General features: G+C 30.3%; 16 protein-coding genes and 1 riboswitch. Of the genes, 14 read left to right on the forward strand and 2 right to left on the reverse strand.

All coding sequences use genetic code 11. The features are described 5' to 3' along the window. Positions 1 to 61: 61 nt before the first annotated feature. Positions 62 to 913, reverse strand: a complete 852-nt coding sequence (locus ABDZ93_RS13150) for a phosphatase domain-containing putative toxin (RefSeq protein ID WP_343826868.1) — start codon at positions 911 to 913, stop codon at positions 62 to 64. A 362-nt stretch (positions 914 to 1275) separates the two neighbouring features. On the opposite strand from ABDZ93_RS13150, the gene ABDZ93_RS13155 reads away from it, so the two are divergent. The 14 genes from ABDZ93_RS13155 (at position 1276) to ABDZ93_RS13220 (ending at position 15286) form a co-directional block, all read left to right on the forward strand. Next, on the forward strand, positions 1276 to 2133 hold the full coding sequence (locus ABDZ93_RS13155) for a Rossmann-like and DUF2520 domain-containing protein (RefSeq protein ID WP_425544782.1): 858 nt from the start codon (positions 1276 to 1278) through the stop codon (positions 2131 to 2133). A gap of 1 nt (position 2134) precedes the next feature. Beyond that, positions 2135 to 2962: a 3-methyl-2-oxobutanoate hydroxymethyltransferase gene (gene panB / locus ABDZ93_RS13160; RefSeq protein ID WP_343826869.1), complete on the forward strand. Its 828-nt coding sequence runs from the start codon at positions 2135 to 2137 to the stop codon at positions 2960 to 2962. Between the two features lie 55 nt (positions 2963 to 3017). Next, positions 3018 to 3863 (forward strand): pantoate--beta-alanine ligase, encoded by an 846-nt coding sequence (gene panC, locus ABDZ93_RS13165; protein WP_343826870.1) that lies wholly within the window; start codon positions 3018 to 3020, stop codon positions 3861 to 3863. A gap of 16 nt (positions 3864 to 3879) precedes the next feature. Further along, complete coding sequence (gene panD, locus ABDZ93_RS13170) at positions 3880 to 4263, forward strand: aspartate 1-decarboxylase (RefSeq protein ID WP_343826871.1); 384 nt, start codon at positions 3880 to 3882, stop codon at positions 4261 to 4263. A 203-nt stretch (positions 4264 to 4466) separates the two neighbouring features. Next, positions 4467 to 4919 carry a magnetosome magnetite crystal formation protein family gene (locus tag ABDZ93_RS13175; protein WP_343826872.1) on the forward strand — a complete coding sequence of 151 codons (453 nt, stop codon included), beginning with the start codon at positions 4467 to 4469 and terminating at the stop codon, positions 4917 to 4919. Positions 4920 to 5305: 386 nt separating this feature from the next. Continuing rightward, complete coding sequence (gene trxA, locus ABDZ93_RS13180; RefSeq protein WP_343826873.1) at positions 5306 to 5614, forward strand: thioredoxin; 309 nt, start codon at positions 5306 to 5308, stop codon at positions 5612 to 5614. A gap of 311 nt (positions 5615 to 5925) precedes the next feature. Continuing rightward, positions 5926 to 6960, forward strand: a complete 1035-nt coding sequence (gap, locus tag ABDZ93_RS13185) for a type I glyceraldehyde-3-phosphate dehydrogenase (protein WP_343827003.1) — start codon at positions 5926 to 5928, stop codon at positions 6958 to 6960. A 183-nt stretch (positions 6961 to 7143) separates the two neighbouring features. Further along, the gene (locus ABDZ93_RS13190) at positions 7144 to 9120 is read left to right on the forward strand and encodes a YgiQ family radical SAM protein (protein WP_343826874.1); all 1977 of its coding nucleotides are present in this window, start codon (positions 7144 to 7146) and stop codon (positions 9118 to 9120) included. A 287-nt stretch (positions 9121 to 9407) separates the two neighbouring features. Next, entirely contained in the window at positions 9408 to 9845 is a 438-nt protein-coding gene (locus ABDZ93_RS13195) for a MarR family winged helix-turn-helix transcriptional regulator (RefSeq protein WP_343826875.1), read from the forward strand. A gap of 60 nt (positions 9846 to 9905) precedes the next feature. Next, on the forward strand, positions 9906 to 12521 hold the full coding sequence (clpB, locus tag ABDZ93_RS13200; RefSeq protein ID WP_343826876.1) for an ATP-dependent chaperone ClpB: 2616 nt from the start codon (positions 9906 to 9908) through the stop codon (positions 12519 to 12521). Positions 12522 to 12700: 179 nt separating this feature from the next. Then, on the forward strand, positions 12701 to 12856 hold the full coding sequence (locus ABDZ93_RS13205) for a zinc-ribbon domain containing protein (protein WP_150842871.1): 156 nt from the start codon (positions 12701 to 12703) through the stop codon (positions 12854 to 12856). 211 nt (positions 12857 to 13067) lie between these two features. Beyond that, positions 13068 to 14510 carry a DEAD/DEAH box helicase gene (locus ABDZ93_RS13210; protein WP_343826877.1) on the forward strand — a complete coding sequence of 481 codons (1443 nt, stop codon included), beginning with the start codon at positions 13068 to 13070 and terminating at the stop codon, positions 14508 to 14510. A 159-nt stretch (positions 14511 to 14669) separates the two neighbouring features. Further along, positions 14670 to 14825: a zinc-ribbon domain-containing protein gene (locus ABDZ93_RS13215; protein WP_035132599.1), complete on the forward strand. Its 156-nt coding sequence runs from the start codon at positions 14670 to 14672 to the stop codon at positions 14823 to 14825. Positions 14826 to 15130: 305 nt separating this feature from the next. Continuing rightward, positions 15131 to 15286 carry a zinc-ribbon domain-containing protein gene (locus tag ABDZ93_RS13220; RefSeq protein WP_035132598.1) on the forward strand — a complete coding sequence of 52 codons (156 nt, stop codon included), beginning with the start codon at positions 15131 to 15133 and terminating at the stop codon, positions 15284 to 15286. Positions 15287 to 15418: 132 nt separating this feature from the next. On the opposite strand, the gene mgtE is transcribed toward ABDZ93_RS13220, so the two are convergent. Further along, a complete protein-coding gene (gene mgtE / locus ABDZ93_RS13225) occupies positions 15419 to 16756 on the reverse strand; it encodes a magnesium transporter (RefSeq protein WP_343826878.1) in 1338 nt (445 codons plus the stop codon). Between the two features lie 407 nt (positions 16757 to 17163). After that, positions 17164 to 17323: riboswitch (M-box (ykoK) riboswitch) on the reverse strand. Positions 17324 to 17457: the final 134 nt, after the last annotated feature.

Consider the following 17457-nt stretch of genomic DNA (forward strand, 5'->3'; position numbering starts at 1 on the left):
ATAAATTGGTATTTATGCTAACCTGTCTACTGTGCTTTTGTATAATGAAGAGCTAAACATTCTATTGAGAAATCCACTTAGAATAAGGAACTTTATAATTATCCTTTGAATTTTCGAGGGTATAATCATAGAAAGATTGTAGGAATTCAGCTCTAGTAGTATTGTTTGTAAGAACTATTCCTCCAGCATTTAATTGATCTTCTAAAATTTCATCTAAAGTTTTACCATTATCATTATTCATCATTTGAAATAAGGCCATAAACATAGTAGTTCTTCCTTTTCCATGGGCGCAATGAAAGTGAAGGTGAGTAGTTTTAGGGAGGTTTTTAACAAACTCCACAAATTCATCTACTACCTCTGGTGAAGGTATATGACCATCTCTTGTAGCAAATAAGATGTAATTTAGTCCATATTTTTTTACCAAATCGCGTTCAATTTCTGAAGTTTCTATGGTGATGGTATCTCGAAGTTTTCCACGTTTATTATACAGATTAACTTCCATGCCAGGAGTAATGGCCCCAAACCTACTTTCTTCATCAGCAAGGGTTTCAGCAGAAGTAAAGCCTTTATTTAATAATTTAGATGGACTATAATATTTAACTGCAATATCATTTAGAAAACCATGAGACTCCTGCCTCAAATCAACTATATAAATATCGTCTTTGTTTATAGATTTTTTTATGTTTTCTACCTGGGATGGAATGAATTGGGCACTACCAGATATATTTAGAGATGGAATAATCCTAAATTGACTTGGCAATGATTGCTGCTTTTTTGTATCAATAACAAGAAAACTATCTGGAGAAGAAGTTTCATTGCTAGCAAAAATATTTATGGGAGTGGATACTATAAATATAATTAGTAACAGTAAGAACAATAAATATTTGGTATGTCTAATTATATGTTTTTTCATAAAAATTACTCCTTTCAAAAATAAAATTATTATAGTATAACATAGATTAGTATTATTATTCTGTAAAGATTTTATTCTATTTAAAATTGAGTTGCGAAAAATAGAAATTCTAAACATTGAATTCCTTTTATAATTGTGATATAAGTAATTATGGGCAGTATAGAGATAACTGCACCTATATTTAATTTATATCTATAGTCATCCATCTTTAGATGACTATAAAAGAAAAGTTTTACGGACAGCTCATATCTTTTAGAATGAGACTTAGATAACAAATTGCTTCACATGATTTTTAGTTTTTATCTACAGAAAGATTGAATTTACTGTTTTAATATGAACTAAGAAAATAAGTAAAGTGAGGAGTGATTGTTATAAAATTTGGATTTGTTGGAGCCGGAAAGGTCGGGTTTTCATTAGGAAAATACTTTAAAGAGAATGGTATCTTACTTACTGGATATTATAGTAAGAATCATAACTCAGCTAAAGAAGCCGCAGAATTTACTGGCACAAAAGCTTTCTTAAACTTGCAACAGCTAGTACAAGAAAGTAATGTAATTTTTATTACTACCCCTGATGGAGAAATTGAAGGGGTTTGGAATGAGCTTAAAGAGTTGTCTATAAATAATAAATTGATATGCCACTGTAGTGGTTTGTTATCTTCGGAAATCTTTTCAGATATAAGTAAGTTTGGTGCTTACCCATATTCTATACATCCTATGTTTGCCATATCAGACAAATATAATTCCTTTAAAAATTTTAGAAAAGCCTTTATAACCATTGAAGGTCATGAAAAATATATCAATAAATTTACTGAGATTTTTAAGTCACTAGGAAATTCGGTGAAAATAATTGATAAAGAAAATAAGAGTTTATATCACTTAGCATCAGTTATCAGTAGTAACTTGGTTTTAGGTCTTATTAATAACGGTGTAGATTATCTAAAACACTGTGGCTTTAGTGAAGAGTTAGCCATTGATGCATTATATCCTCTTATAAGCAATAATATCGAAAATATAAAAGATTCAGGTACTGTAAAGAGTCTTACAGGTCCATTGGAAAGAGGAGATTTATCTACCATGAAGACCCATATGCTTTCTCTAAATGAGGAAGATAAAATTTTGTATAGGGCTTTAAATAATAATTTGTTAAAGGTGGCAAAGAAAAAAAATCCAAACAAAGATTATAGAGAAATAGAAGAATTTCTAGGAGAGGAAATGTAAAATGAAGAATACGATTATAACATTTAAGGAAGCAAAAGCAAAAGGTGAAAAAATTACTATGCTTACTGCCTATGACTATTCAATGGCTAAGATTATGGATAATTCAGGTATCAATGGAATTTTAGTTGGGGATTCTGTAGGAATGGTATGTCTTGGTTATGAGGATACAATTTCAGTTACCATGGAGGATATGATTCATCATACAAAGGCTGTAGCACGAGGAGCACAAAATGCTTTAGTAGTCGCAGATATGCCATTTATGTCTTATCAAACCTCTGTGTACGATGCTGTTTTTAACGCAGGTCGCCTTATGAAAGAAGGCCGTGCTCAAGCGGTAAAACTAGAAGGAGGAGTTGATATGTGCGATAGGATTGAAGCTATAACTAAAGCCTCTATTCCTGTAATGGCACACATAGGATTAACTCCTCAATCAGTAAATTCTTTAGGTGGATTCAAGGTTCAAGGAAAGAGTGAAGAAGCAGCTAAAGAACTTATAGAAGCAGCGAAAGCAGTAGAAAAAGCAGGAGCATTTGCAGTAGTTTTAGAGTGTGTACCTGCTAAGTTAGCTGAGATAATTAGTAAAGAGATATTAATTCCAACTATAGGGATTGGAGCAGGGGCTAACTGTGATGGCCAAATCCTTGTATATCAGGATATGCTAGGGATGTTCAGTGATTTTATACCTAAGTTTGTAAAGAAATATGCAGATGTAGGATCTGTAATGACTGAAGCTTTTAAAGGATATATTGAAGAGGTTAGTACAGGAGCTTTTCCAGCACCTGAGCATGGATTTAAAATAAGTGAAGAAGTTATATCTAAACTTTATTAAAAGTAGATTCAAATATAAATAGACTATAAAATTAAACTAAAAAGAAGGTAAGATTATGGAAATATTAAATGATGTATCAAAAGTAAGAGAAATAGTTAAGGGATGGAAAGCTGAAGGTTTAAAAGTAGGACTAGTACCAACTATGGGTTATTTACATGAAGGCCATGAAAGTTTAATTAAAATGGCTGTATCAGAAAATGATAGGGTAGTAGTTAGTGTGTTTGTAAATCCAACTCAATTTGGACCAAATGAAGATTTAGATAAATATCCTAGAGATTTAGAAAGGGATTCAAAGCTTTGTGAAAATGCTGGGGCAAGTTTGATATTCCACCCAGAGATTGAAAACATGTATTACAAGGATGCCTCAACTTTTGTAGATGTAGAAGGTTTAACTACTGGACTTTGTGGAAGCAGTAGACCAACTCACTTTAGAGGAGTTTGTACTGTAGTTTCTAAATTATTTAATATTATACCAGCTAATAGAGCTTATTTTGGTGAAAAGGATGCTCAGCAATTAGCAGTTATTAAAAGAATGGTAAGAGACCTAAACTTTGATATAGAAATAGTAGGATGTCCAATTGTTAGAGAAGAAGATGGACTTGCTAAAAGTTCAAGAAATACTTATTTATCTGTAGAAGAAAGAAAAGCTGCATTAGTACTTAATAAATCCTTATCTATGGCTAAAAATTTTATGGATGCTGGAGAAAGAAATGCTGATAGTATTAAAAATCTAATTAAAGAGAATATAGAGAAAGAAAAATTATCTAAAATTGATTATATAGAAGTAGTAAGTAGCAATACATTGGAAAGTGTCCATGAAATAGAAGAAGATGTGCTAGTGGCATTAGCAGTATACTTTGGAAAAACAAGATTAATTGACAATTTTATTTATCACATATAACTAGGAGGAAAAGATAATGACAATAACAATGTTAAAGGGAAAGATACACAGAGCTACTGTAGTTCAAGCAGAGTTAGATTATGTAGGAAGTATCACAGTCGATGAAGACTTACTTGATGCAGCTGGAATTCTTGAATATGAAAAGGTTCAAATTGTAGATATAAATAATGGAAGTAGATTTGAAACCTATACTATAGCAGGAGAAAGAGGCAGCGGCCTTATATGTCTTAATGGAGCAGCAGCTAGATGTGTTCAAGTTGGAGACAAGGTTATAATTATGAGTTATTGTGAGATGAATGGAGAAGAAGCTAAAGAACATAAGCCAACAGTAGTTTTTGTAGACAATAGCAATAAAATAAAAGAAATTGCACATTATGAAAAACACGGCGAGCTTAAGTAGGTATAAATATATATAATTTCATATTTATAAGACTTTATATTAGGAATGGAGAAAGCTGATAAATCAAAATTATTGATTTATGAACTTTCTCCATTCCTTTACTATATGAATTTAAGAAATTAAAAATAAGGAATTAAATATATTGTAATTATAACTGTATTAAGGAATAATATAATTATAAGGGTATAAAAGGAGGATATTATATGAATATTTATGAACAGCATAAGTCTTCTATTGGAAATATAGATGCTAATGTTATGGCACTGATTGCTTATGGTGCAGCAGTAGTTGTAATTTTTATTCCAGGAATAAAGATTATAGCATGGCTTGCTCCTATTGTTATTTACATTTTAGAAAAGGATAGTAAATTTGTGAAATTTCATGCTATGCAAGCTTTTTTAATAAATATTGTAGGGATTATATTTAGTTCTATTATATTTATGATTATAGGTGGTAGTTTAGGATTAATGTTTTTTAGACCTTTGACATATGGGGCGATAGGAACTATATTACTTTCAGCAATAATAACAGGCATAGTTGCTATAGTTATAACTATATTTGAAATTATTTCAATGGTAAAATGCTATGAATATAAAGAATATGAAATTCCGCTTATAGGGATAATGGCTAGAAAGATAGCACATAAAAATTATTAGCTTTATATTAAAAATCTAATTCAACTTAATATGTTGTTTGGATTAGGTTTAGGAGTGGTGATTCATAGGTTTATTATGATAACAGCAGAAGTAGAAACAATAATGTTTGTAAGAACTATAGCAGCATATAGCTATTTATGATCTGCTGTGCTTACATTATTATTCACAGTTATAGTTAATATGGTAATGTATTATAAGCTAAAAAATATTCATATAGTAGAATCTTTGAAATTCGTAGATTAAGTAAGAATTTAAAAGAATTTTTAAGAATTATACTTAGATATACGAAATAAAATAAGATAATGATAAAAAGAAGACTTTTTAAATTTATGTATTTATAGTAAAATAAAGGTAGTAACCCTTAAGAAAATAGGAGGATTGTGATTATGAAAGTTATAGATGAAAAAAATTTTGAGGTTGAAGCAGGAAAAGGTTTAGTTTTAGTTGATTTTTTTGCTACTTGGTGTGGACCATGTCAAAGACTATCTCCGGTTTTAGAGGATATTCAAGGAGATTTCCATGGTAAAATTAAATTTTTAAAGTCAGATATTGATGAAAGTAGATCTCTTGCTAAAAAATTCTCTGTTATGAGTGTACCTACTATGGTAGTATTAAAAGATGGAATTCCTGTAGACAGAATGGTAGGCTATATGTCTCCGGAAGATATTAAAGCTAAGCTTGAAACTCATCTTTAGAAATAACAAATAAAAATCTCATCAGAAGTGGTGAGATTTTTATTTTGATGTATATCATAATGACAAAAGTATAGCACATATATAATGTTTAAATGAGTAATTTTTAATAAAATTTAATAAATAATATAGTAAATTAAATATTTTTTACATAAATATAATTATGAAAATGGTAGTAAATAAAAGAAAATGAAAGTAAATACTATATTTCAACAGGAAATTAAGAAAAAATATGATATACTTTATTTGACACACATTCCAATGTGTTATACTATATTGATATAAAGAGTATAACAATGAATTGCGGGGGTTCAATTATGATAAACGTTGGAATAAATGGATTCGGAAGAATCGGAAGAACTTTTTTAAGGATAGCATGTGAAAGTCCAGAAACGGATTTTAATATTGTAGCTATAAATGCTAGAGCAGATATAAAGACACTTGCACATTTATTTGTTTATGATTCATGCTTTGGTACCTTCAAAGGAGACGTTAAGACAACAGAGGATTCAATAATAATTAATAATAAAGAAATAAAAATAACAAGATGTGGATCACCAAAAGAAATTCCTTGGAAGGACTTAGAGGTTGATTTAGTTATAGAGTCTACTGGAAAATTTAAAACAAAAGAAGAACTTATGGATCATGTAAAAGCAGGAGCTAAGAAAGTTATATTAACAGCACCAGGTAAAGATGAAGATATTACAGTAGTAATGGGTGTAAATGATTCTGATTTAGATTTATCACAGCATACAATTATATCAAATGCATCATGTACTACTAATTGTCTAGCACCTGTAGCTAAAGTAATAGATGATAAATTTGGCATTAAAAAAGGGTTTATAACTACAGTACACTCTTATACAAATGACCAGCAAATCCTTGATAAGAGTCATAAAGATTTAAGAAGAGCAAGAGCGGCAGGAGAATCTATAGTACCAACTACAACTGGAGCTGCTAAAGCAGTTGCAAAGGTATTACCTCAATTAAAGGGTAGATTAGATGGATTTGCATTAAGAGTTCCAACAGCTGCTGTATCTATCACAGATTTAGTATGTGAAGTTGAAAAAGAAACTACAGTAGAAGAAATAAATAGAGTTATTAAAGAGGCATCTGAAAATGAACTTAAGGGAATATTAGGATTATGTGAATTACCACTAGTATCTGTAGACTTTAAAGGAGATAGCAGATCTTCTATAGTAGATGGATTATCAACTATGGTAAATGGAAACATGATTAAAGTAGCATCTTGGTATGATAACGAGTGGGGATATTCAGCAAGAGTTGTTGATTTAGCTAACTATGTTGCACAGATGTTAAGAGAAGAAAAAGTTACTAAAATAGCATAATGTGTTAAGAACTTTTAAGTAACATTATAAATTAACTTAGCCAACTATTATAAAATACCAATATATTTAATTTAGAGTCAGGAGATTATTTTGTAAAAGAAATAGTCTCTTGATTCTTTTTATAGTATAATTATACCTTGAGTTGAATTATAAAATATGAACTATATTTGAGTAGGTGATTAAATGTTAGAAAATAGATTTTTACCCATTTGTAAAGACGATATGATAGAAAGACAATGGGAACAATTAGATTTTATTATAGTAACCGGAGATGCATACATAGACCACCATAGCTTTGGTACTGCTATAATTTCTAGAGTTCTTGAAGATGCTGGATTTAAGGTAGGAATAATTCCTCAACCTGATTGGCATAGTACTGATGATTTTATGAAGTTAGGAAGACCTAGATTAGGATTTTTAGTTAATGGTGGTAACATGGATTCTATGGTAAATCATTATACTGTAGCTAAAAGAGTCAGAGAAAAGGATCTTTATTCTCCAGGTGGGAAAATGGGTTTAAGACCTGATAGAGCAACTATTGTATATTGTAATAAAATTAGAGAAGCATATAAGAATATTCCAGTTATAATTGGTGGAGTTGAGGCTAGTCTTAGGCGATTTGCCCACTATGATTACTGGAGTGATAAAGTAAGAAAATCTATGTTAGTAGATAGTGGTGCTGATTTGCTTATATATGGAATGAGTGAAAAGCAAATAGTAGAAGTGGCAAATTGTTTAAATGATGGATTAGAAGTACAGTACATAAGACATGTACCTGGAACATGCTATATGATAGATGATTTAGAATATGTAAGTGGCTATATAGAGATACCATCTTATAAAGCCGTTTCTATAGATAAGATGGAATATGCTAGAGCCTTTAAGATTCAGTATGAAGAACAAGATCCGGTAAGAGGAAAGACTTTAGTTCAAAAGCATGCCAATAGATATGTGGTACAAAACAGACCAGAGATGCCTCTAACTAGAGAAGAATTGGACCACGTTTACGGACTGCCTTACACAAAGAATTATCATCCTTGCTATGAGGAAGCAGGGGGAATAGCCGCAATAGAAGAAGTTAAATTTAGTATAGTAAGTTCCAGAGGCTGTTTTGGAAATTGTTCTTTCTGTGCTATAACATTCCATCAAGGAAGAATAGTTCAGAGTAGAAGTGAAGAATCTATTTTAGAGGAAGCAGTAGAGATAACAAATTTACCAGATTTTAAGGGCTATATTCATGATGTAGGAGGTCCTACTGCAAACTTTAGACGTCCTGCATGTAAAACTCAGCTTAGGCATGGAGCATGTAAGAATAAGCAGTGTTTATATCCAAAACCATGTAAAAATATAGATGCTGATCATACTGAGTATTTAGAACTACTAAGAAAGATAAGAGCTGTTCCTAAGGTGAAAAAAGCTTTTGTACGTTCAGGATTGCGTTATGATTATATAATGGCAGATAAAAATGATACCTTCTTTAAAGAACTTGTAGAACACCATGTAAGTGGACAATTAAAGGTAGCACCAGAGCATGTATGTGCTGATGTTTTAAAGTATATGGGAAAACCATCTGGGAAGACCTATGATAGATTTGTAGAAAAGTTTTATAAGCTTACTGAGCAAGTTGGAAAGAAGCAGTATATTATACCTTACTTAATGTCTAGTCATCCAGGGAGCACATTAGCATCAGCTATAGAGCTAGCAGAATATCTAAGAGATATTAATTATCAGCCAGAGCAAGTTCAGGATTTTTATCCAACACCGGGAACTCTATCTACAGCTATGTTCTATACAGGGGTAGACCCTTTAACTATGAAAGAAATATATGTACCTAAGACCAAGAGTGAAAAAGCTATGCAAAGAGCTCTTCTTCAATATAGAAATCCTAAAAAATATGATATAGTATATGAAGCTTTAGTTAAAGCTGGGAGAGAAGATTTAATAGGGAATGGGCCAAAGTGTTTAATAAGACCTAAAACCCAAGGAAGAAATCTTAACCATAGTGGAAATTACAGTAGACGTAATAAAGAGGGGAAAGGTCATATTAGTGATAAAGCAGTATTAACTAGAGGTAATCATGGAAGAACTCCTTTAGAAAGAAAAAAGAGTAAAAATACTTCTACTAATAAGAGAAAATCCATGAAGAAGACTCGCCAGTAGATTTATCAGAGTGATGTAAAGATCCTAATTAATTATATTAAATTTTATAATAGATAAAAGTAATAATGATAATAAATTTCATTATTACTTTTATTTTGTTTGATTGAAGAAAAAATCATTATTGACAAAATGATACGATGGTAGTACTATTTATTTAAAGGTAAGGTACGAATATCGTACTAATTAAATTTTGCTTTTAGTAAACAATAATATAAGTTATAATCTAAGGACTTACACTTGCCTTAGGGTAATTTAAGATATAAGAAGGTTTTAAAGGAGTAGGCGTAATGGATGATAATGATAGGCTGATTGAAGAATTTGCAAATTTATGGAGAATGTTTTTATCTTATTCAAACCAATATAGAACTATGGAAGAGTTTCCTAGAATAGAAAGACTTAACACTATGGAAATTAGTATTATAAGAATTGTCTGTGATAGGGAAGATGTAATTTTAAAGGAAATTTGTACTATGTTAGACATACCTAAAAGTACTTTAACTAGCGCTATAGATAGACTAGAAAGACTTAACTATTTGTATAGAACTATTAGCAAGAGAGATAGAAGGTCCTATGGATTACAACTTACAGAGGAAGGTAAAGAAGTGAAAAATGAACATCTAGCTTTTGAAAAAAAATTATATGGATATGTTTTAAATGCCTTAGATACAAATGATGAAAGAGAAGAATTTTTAAAGCTATTTAGAAAAATAGTAAATAATATTTAAGTTTTATGAAAGGAGAAATGCTACTTTACTAGATATAAAATTGGAGTAGCAGGTAATGTTATGGAAACAGAAAAATTAACAATAAGAGTTCAGCAAAGTTTAAATGATGCCTATGAGGAAGCAGTAAGAAATAATCATCAACAAGTAGATATTATTCATTTATTCTCTGCTCTTCTAAATCAAAGAGATGGATTAATTCCTAATGTTTTTGAAAAAATGGCAGTGGATGTTGAAGGTATTAAAAGAAAAGTAAATTTGGAAATGGAGAAAATGCCTAAAGTATTAGGAGAAGGGGCTCGTTCATCTGGTGTTACTGCAACTAGAAGAATCAATGAAGTTTTAGTTAAGGCTCAAGAGATATCAAAGAAATTTCATGATTCCTATATAAGTGTAGAACACATAATGATGGCTATCATGGATGTAGATGCTAAAGGTCTATCAGGAAAAATACTTAAGGAATATGGTATAGATAAAGGAAGGTTTATGGAAGTGTTATCTCAAGTTAGGGGGAATCAAAGGGTAGATACTAATGATCCAGAAGGAACCTATGATGCTCTTGTTAAATATGGAACTAATTTAATTGACCTTGCTAAGGAACATAAACTAGATCCTGTAATAGGAAGAGATGAAGAGATAAGACGTGTAATTAGAATTTTGTCAAGAAGAACTAAAAATAATCCAGTGCTTATTGGCGAACCAGGAGTAGGTAAGACTGCTATAGTTGAAGGCTTGGCAGAAAGAATTGTACGTGGAGATGTACCAGAAGGATTAAAAGACAGAATAATTTTTTCTTTAGATATGGGAGCTTTAATTGCAGGAGCTAAATATAGAGGTGAATTTGAAGAAAGACTTAAAGCTGTACTTAAGGAAGTTAAGAGTTCTGATGGTAAGATAATATTATTCATAGATGAAATTCATACCATTGTAGGGGCTGGAAAAACTGATGGAGCTATGGATGCAGGAAATCTTATAAAACCTATGCTAGCAAGAGGAGAATTACATTGCATTGGAGCTACTACTTTTGATGAATATAGACAATATATAGAAAAAGATAAGGCGTTAGAGCGAAGATTTCAACCAGTTATTGCGGAGGAGCCTACAGTACAAGATACAGTTTCAATATTAAGAGGTCTTAAGGAAAGATTTGAAATACATCATGGCGTTAGAATTCATGATTCAGCCATTGTAACAGCAGCAAAATTATCTCATAGGTATATTCAAGACAGGTTTTTACCAGACAAAGCTATAGATTTAATTGATGAAGCAGGGGCTATGATAAGAAGTGAGATAGATTCTCTTCCTACAGAACTTGATATGGTTAGAAGAAAGCTATTTACTTTAGAAACTGAAAGAGAAGCTCTGCTTAAAGAAAGTGATGAAGCATCTCAAAAGAGACTTGAACAACTTCAAAAGGAGTTAGCAGAATTAAAAGAGAAAAATGATGAAATGACTGCTAAATATGAGCAAGAAAAGAGTAAGATTCTTGAAGTTAGAACTTTGAAGGAGCAGCTAGACGAAGCTAGAGGTAAGGTTGAAAGGTATGAGAGAGAATATGATTTAAATAGTGCTGCAGAACTAAAGTATGGGGTTATTCCACATCTTGAAGAAGAAATAAAAGAAAAAGAAGAAAATATGCATAATAATTATGAAGAAGCCCTTCTCAAAGAAGAGGTTACAGAAGAAGAAATTTCTCAAATTGTATCTAAGTGGACTGGAATTCCAATGACACGATTAGTAGAAGGGGAAAGAGAAAAGCTCTTAAGATTAGAGGATGAGCTTAGTAATAGAGTAATAGGTCAAGATGAAGCAGTAACAGCTGTTGCAAATGCCATAATTAGAGCTAGAGCAGGGATGAAGGATGAAAATAAACCTATAGGTTCATTCATCTTTCTAGGTCCTACAGGAGTAGGTAAAACAGAACTAGCTAAAACTCTAGCAAGAAATTTATTTGATAGTGAAGAAAATATTATAAGAATTGATATGTCAGAGTACATGGAAAAGTATTCAGTATCAAGACTGATAGGAGCTCCTCCAGGATATGTAGGTTATGAAGAAGGGGGACAATTGACTGAAGCTGTAAGAAGAAATCCATATTCAGTAATTCTATTTGATGAAATAGAAAAGGCTCATGAAGATGTATTTAATGTATTTTTACAAATATTAGACGATGGAAGACTTACTGATAATAAAGGTAAAACTGTAGATTTTAAAAATACTATAATAATAATGACCTCTAACATAGGTAGCAGTTATCTACTAGAGAATAGTGGTATAATTACTGAAGAAACTAAAGCATTAGTAATGAGTGAAATGAAGAATAGATTCAAACCTGAGTTTTTAAACCGTGTAGATGATATTATAATGTTTAAACCGCTAAATATTGAAGGTATCAAGAAAATTATTGATATATTTATTGGTGATGTTAGAAGAAGATTGGTAGATAAAAATATAAGTCTAGAAATTACTAACGCAGCTAAGGACATTTTGGTAACAGAAGGCTATGATCCGGTTTATGGAGCAAGACCACTTAAAAGATATATTGGAAATGTATTAGAAACCATGATTGCTAAGAAAATTATAGCAGGCGAAGTTTATAATGGATGCAGTATCTTAGTAGATAGTAAGGATGAAGAAATAGTATTTCACATAAGTAATAAAGGGATTACTACTATATAAATAAAGATAAAAATAAAATATTTATATAATCACTTGCATTATACTTGATACGTATGTTATACTGAATAAGTGGTAAAACACAAATAAAAATTAAAATAAAGATTTAACATATATAATAATTTTCTCCAATTCGAGGATTTGTTAATAATAGGTAGATCTTTAAAATGGAGGAATTGTAAATGGCAGATAAAACATTAACATGCAGAGATTGCGGAAACGAATTCGTATTCACAGAGGGAGAGCAAGCTTTCTACGCTGAAAAAGGATTCGAAAATGAGCCAACTAGATGTGCTGATTGCAGAAGAGCAAGAAAAGCAGAAAGAAATAGAAGATAATTAATATTCAATATTTCAATGAAAGCTATAAGAAGTGATTCTTATAGCTTTTATTTTTGAGTTATATGGAATTAACTATTTATACATGATATTTATCTTTTAAAAGTATTAATGTATAAAATCTTAAAAATAAGTAGAAAAATATATATAAGGCTAATAGGTTAGAAAAAGGAATAATAAGTAGATATTAATTAGATACAAGGAGAAAGTTATGGAAAGCGGATTTGACAAATATAATTTAAATGAAAATATATTACAGGCTTTAAATAATCTAGGTTTTGAAAATCCTTCTGAAGTTCAAGATAAAACAATACCAAGTCTTTTGGATAGAGAAGATATTATAGTAAAATCACAAACAGGGAGTGGGAAAACAGCAAGTTTTGGAGTTCCTATTTGTAATGAAGTTATGGTAGAAGAGGCAAAAATAACAGCATTAGTCCTAGTACCCACAAGAGAACTTGCACTACAGGTTAAAGATGATATATCAAATATAGGTAGATTAAAAAAAGTTAGATGTGCTGCTGTTTTTGGGAAACAGCCCTTTAATGAACAAGTTAGAGAACTTAAGCAGAGGGTGCATATAGTAATAGGAACACCGGGAAGAATAAGTGACCATATGAATAGAGGAAACTTAAACTTTAAGGAGTTAACTTATGTAATTATTGATGAAGCAGATAAAATGCTAAATATGGGTTTTATAGATCAGATAAGTGATATATTAGATAGACTACCGAAAAAAAGGACAACAGCTCTATTTTCTGCAACAATACCAGAAAGCATCGAGGATTTATGCACTAATTATATGATAAATCCTAAATTTTTAGAAATAGAGTCCAAGGTATTTAATCGTGATAAAATAAAGGAATCATATTTAAATGTTGAACATAAAGATAAATTCAAAGCATTATGGAAGAGCTTATATGCATGTACACCTGATGCAGCTATAGTATTTTGTAATACCAAGGATAAGGTTAGAAATGTATATGAGGAATTAAAGTCTGAGGGGATTTCAGTAGAACAATTACATGGAGATATGGATCAAAAAATAAGAATTGAAACCATGGAGAGATTCAAAAATAGGGAATTTAAAGTACTGGTTGCTACGGATATTGCAGCTAGAGGAATTCATGTAGATAATATAACCCATGTATTTAATTATGAAGTACCAATGGAGAGGGAAGGTTATGTTCATAGAATAGGTAGAACAGGAAGAGCAGGACGTGAAGGAAGGGCTATCACTTTTGTTTCTGACTATGAAAAGAAGTTTTTGCTTTCTATAGAAGAATACTTAGGCTATAGTATTAAAAAGGGAGACTTTCCTAGTGATTTAGAGGTTAAAGAAGGTAAAAGTATATTTAAGGAGAGTCAGAAACAACTTAAAGAAGGTCAGAGAAATAAAAAGAAAGTAATCCATAAAGATATCCTAAAATTATACATTGGAGCTGGCAAAAAGAAAAAAATAAGGAATATAGATATAGTGGGGGCGCTAAGTAATCTTCCAGAGTTAAATGGGGATGATATTGGTATAATAGATGTACAAGATAATATTTCTTATGTAGATATACTCAATAATAAAGGTGAGGATTTCTTAAAAAAATATGGAGAGATAATTATTAAAGGAAAAAAAGTCAAAGTTCAAAAATCAAGGAAATAAAATTAAAATATATATTGAATTATTATTATTACCATGATATACTAAAAGAGTAGTAAATACAAAATATATATAATAAAGATTTAAGATTAATAATACTTTTCTCCAGTTTTAGAGAATCAGTTAATTAAAAGTAAATCTTTAAAAATGGAGGAATGAAAAATGGCAGATAGAACATTAACATGCAAAGATTGCGGAAACGAATTCATATTCACAGAGGGAGAGCAAGCTTTCTACGCTGAAAAAGGATTCGAAAACGATCCAGTAAGATGTGCTGATTGCAGAAGAGCAAGAAAATCAGAAAGAAATAGAAGATAGTAATATTTAATATTTCAATAGAAGCTATAAGAGCAATTCTTATAGCTTTATTTTTATATAAAATTATAGAAATTTATTAAATAATAAAGAGTGACTTACTGTATAAAATTTGAGTTATTTTTAAAATAAAATAAGCTTACAATTGGTATAAAAATGGATATAAGTATTCGAAAAATACTTGAAATTTAATTAGTAAAGTGATAAACTGAAACCATAAAATAAAAAGATTCACATCTATTATAACTTTCTCCGTTTTTAGGGAATTGGTTAATTGAATGTAAATCTTTAAAAATGGAGGAATTAAAATGGCAGATAAAACAATATTATGTAAAGACTGTGGCAAAGAATTTATATTTACAGAGGGAGAACAAGCTTTCTACGCTGAAAAAGGATTCGAAAATGAACCAGTAAGATGCCCAGATTGCAGAAGAGCAAGAAAAGCAGAAAGAAATAGAAGATAATAATCTATTTTCTATAGAACTACGGACTAAGGTCTTGTAGTTCTATTTTTATGTAAGTTAAAGGACTACTCCAAAGCAATTAAGATAAAGTTAATTGCTTTGGAGTAGTCCTTTAGTATATTAAAATATAAATTAAACTGCTAGGTGTAGTAGATTTACTGATAATGTAAAGTATAGAGTTAAAGCTACAGCATCTACTATGGTTGTAATTAGTGGACTAGCCATAATAGCTGGATCTAGCTTTAATTTTTTAGCTAATATAGGAAGTATGCCACCTACTATTTTAGCTAAAACTACAGTACAGAATAGGCTTATACATACAGTCAAGGAAATCAAAAAGTTAATTTTTTCAAAATAATATATTCTTATGAAATTTACAAGTGAAAGAATGGATCCAGTAACAATGCTCACCCTTAGTTCTTTAAATATAACCTTAAATCCATCAGATAATTTTATATCTCCTAAAGCGAGACCTCTTATGATAAGAGTTGAAGATTGAGAGCCAGCATTGCCGCCTGTATCCATTAACATTGGAATGAAGGATGCTAGAACAACTACTGAGGATAGAACATCTTCGAATCTTCTTATAATATTTCCAGTAAAGGTTGCTGAAATCATTAATACAAGAAGCCAAACTATTCTATGCTTAGCAAGAGTCCAAACACTAGTCTTTAAGTATTCTTCTTCATTTGGTTCCATGGCAGCCATTTTTTGAAAGTCCTCTGTATTTTCTTGATCAATGATATCTACTATGTCGTCAATAGTGATTATTCCAACTAACTTTTTTTCATTATCAGTAACTGGAATAGATAACAAGTCATACTTTTTAAATAGTTGAGCTACATTCTCTTGATCATCTAAAGTATTAACATATATAAATTCAGTTTTCATTAAGTCTTCTATTAGCATATTTTCATCACTTAAAATAAGTTTTCTTAAAGAAATAATGCCTTCAAGCTCTCTATTATCTCCTAAAACATAGCAGGTGTGAATAGTTTCTTTATCTATACCTGTTTTCTTTATGTGATCAATGGCTTCATTTACAGTCATATGCTTTTTCAAATCAGCAAATTCTATAGTCATTATACTTCCAGCTGAACTTTCAGGATATTTTAAGAACTGATTTATTATCTTACGAGTATTTTCATCGGTGTTTCTTAAAACTTTTTTAACCACATTAGCAGGTAGTTCTTCTAAAAAGTCTATGGTGTCATCAATAAATAAATCATCTATAATATTTGAAATTTCACTATCAGTAATAGAATCAATTATAAATAGTCTTTCATCATGATCTAAATAAGAAAATACATGGGCAGCTTTGTCCTTAGGAAGTACTCTAAAGATTTTAACTACAGATTCCTTATCCATTTCACCGAGTAAAGTGGCTATATCTACGACGTTCTTTTTTTCAAGAGTTTTTCTTGCATCAATGAATTTTTTTTCATTGATTAGTTTCATTGTGTTTTCCATTGTTACCCCTCCTATTATTTCAATGCATTATAATCAGTCAAAGTAAGTATTGACTAAAACTAAAAAAATATAATTTCTAGGTTGTAGTGGGTAAAAAACAATGAAGATATAAAAAGGCATTAAACCTTGTGTTTAATGCCATGATAAATAACTATGTAATATTTCTATCTGTTTATGGATTTTTAACTTAATAATAAATTTAACTTTCAAAAGAAAGATAAAATAGAATTAATTAATACCATAAAGAGGGTAAGAAGTTACATAGAATTTTGTTATTGGATTAAACATTAAACTTATCAAATCTTCATCGCTAATATTACTACTACCATCATCCATGATTCTTACACCTCCTAAAATTTATAAAATAAAAAAACCTCCGTAAACTAAAACGCAGGCAAGCACTAAAAATAGTACGTCTCGTTCAAGTTTTAGCTCTGCAAGGCAATGAAATTGCGTTAGATTAAGCCTTCTTTGTTCGGCAAAACCTGCTAACCAGTTAAAAATGTTTCCACTCTTTTACGGTAGCAACCCGTATCCTTGTAGTAACCTCACCTACCGAGGTATATAAAATTTTCCACTAATAAATTATATTACTTTATTTATTATAAGTCAATAGTATGGGATAAACTTATTGGAAAGATTTTATATAAAATAATATAGGACTATTTATTTATAAAGCAATAGTCCTATATTATGTATTA

The sequence above is a fragment of the Clostridium subterminale genome, assembly GCF_039521425.1.
Lineage (GTDB): Bacteria > Bacillota > Clostridia > Clostridiales > Clostridiaceae > Clostridium_J > Clostridium_J subterminale.

Bases quoted from the DNA above. Each gene is read 5' to 3' on its own strand.
- ABDZ93_RS13150 (WP_343826868.1), bottom strand. From the start codon at position 913: ATGAAAAAACATATAATTAGACATACCAAATATTTATTGTTCTTACTG.
- panB (WP_343826869.1), top strand. From the start codon at position 2,135: ATGAAGAATACGATTATAACATTTAAGGAAGCAAAAGCAAAAGGTGAA.
- panC (WP_343826870.1), top strand. From the start codon at position 3,018: ATGGAAATATTAAATGATGTATCAAAAGTAAGAGAAATAGTTAAGGGA.
- panD (WP_343826871.1), top strand. From the start codon at position 3,880: ATGACAATAACAATGTTAAAGGGAAAGATACACAGAGCTACTGTAGTT.
- ABDZ93_RS13175 (WP_343826872.1), top strand. From the start codon at position 4,467: ATGAATATTTATGAACAGCATAAGTCTTCTATTGGAAATATAGATGCT.
- trxA (WP_343826873.1), top strand. From the start codon at position 5,306: ATGAAAGTTATAGATGAAAAAAATTTTGAGGTTGAAGCAGGAAAAGGT.
- ABDZ93_RS13190 (WP_343826874.1), top strand. From the start codon at position 7,144: ATGTTAGAAAATAGATTTTTACCCATTTGTAAAGACGATATGATAGAA.
- ABDZ93_RS13195 (WP_343826875.1), top strand. From the start codon at position 9,408: ATGGATGATAATGATAGGCTGATTGAAGAATTTGCAAATTTATGGAGA.
- clpB (WP_343826876.1), top strand. From the start codon at position 9,906: ATGGAAACAGAAAAATTAACAATAAGAGTTCAGCAAAGTTTAAATGAT.
- ABDZ93_RS13205 (WP_150842871.1), top strand. From the start codon at position 12,701: ATGGCAGATAAAACATTAACATGCAGAGATTGCGGAAACGAATTCGTA.
- ABDZ93_RS13210 (WP_343826877.1), top strand. From the start codon at position 13,068: ATGGAAAGCGGATTTGACAAATATAATTTAAATGAAAATATATTACAG.
- ABDZ93_RS13215 (WP_035132599.1), top strand. From the start codon at position 14,670: ATGGCAGATAGAACATTAACATGCAAAGATTGCGGAAACGAATTCATA.
- ABDZ93_RS13220 (WP_035132598.1), top strand. From the start codon at position 15,131: ATGGCAGATAAAACAATATTATGTAAAGACTGTGGCAAAGAATTTATA.
- mgtE (WP_343826878.1), bottom strand. From the start codon at position 16,756: ATGGAAAACACAATGAAACTAATCAATGAAAAAAAATTCATTGATGCA.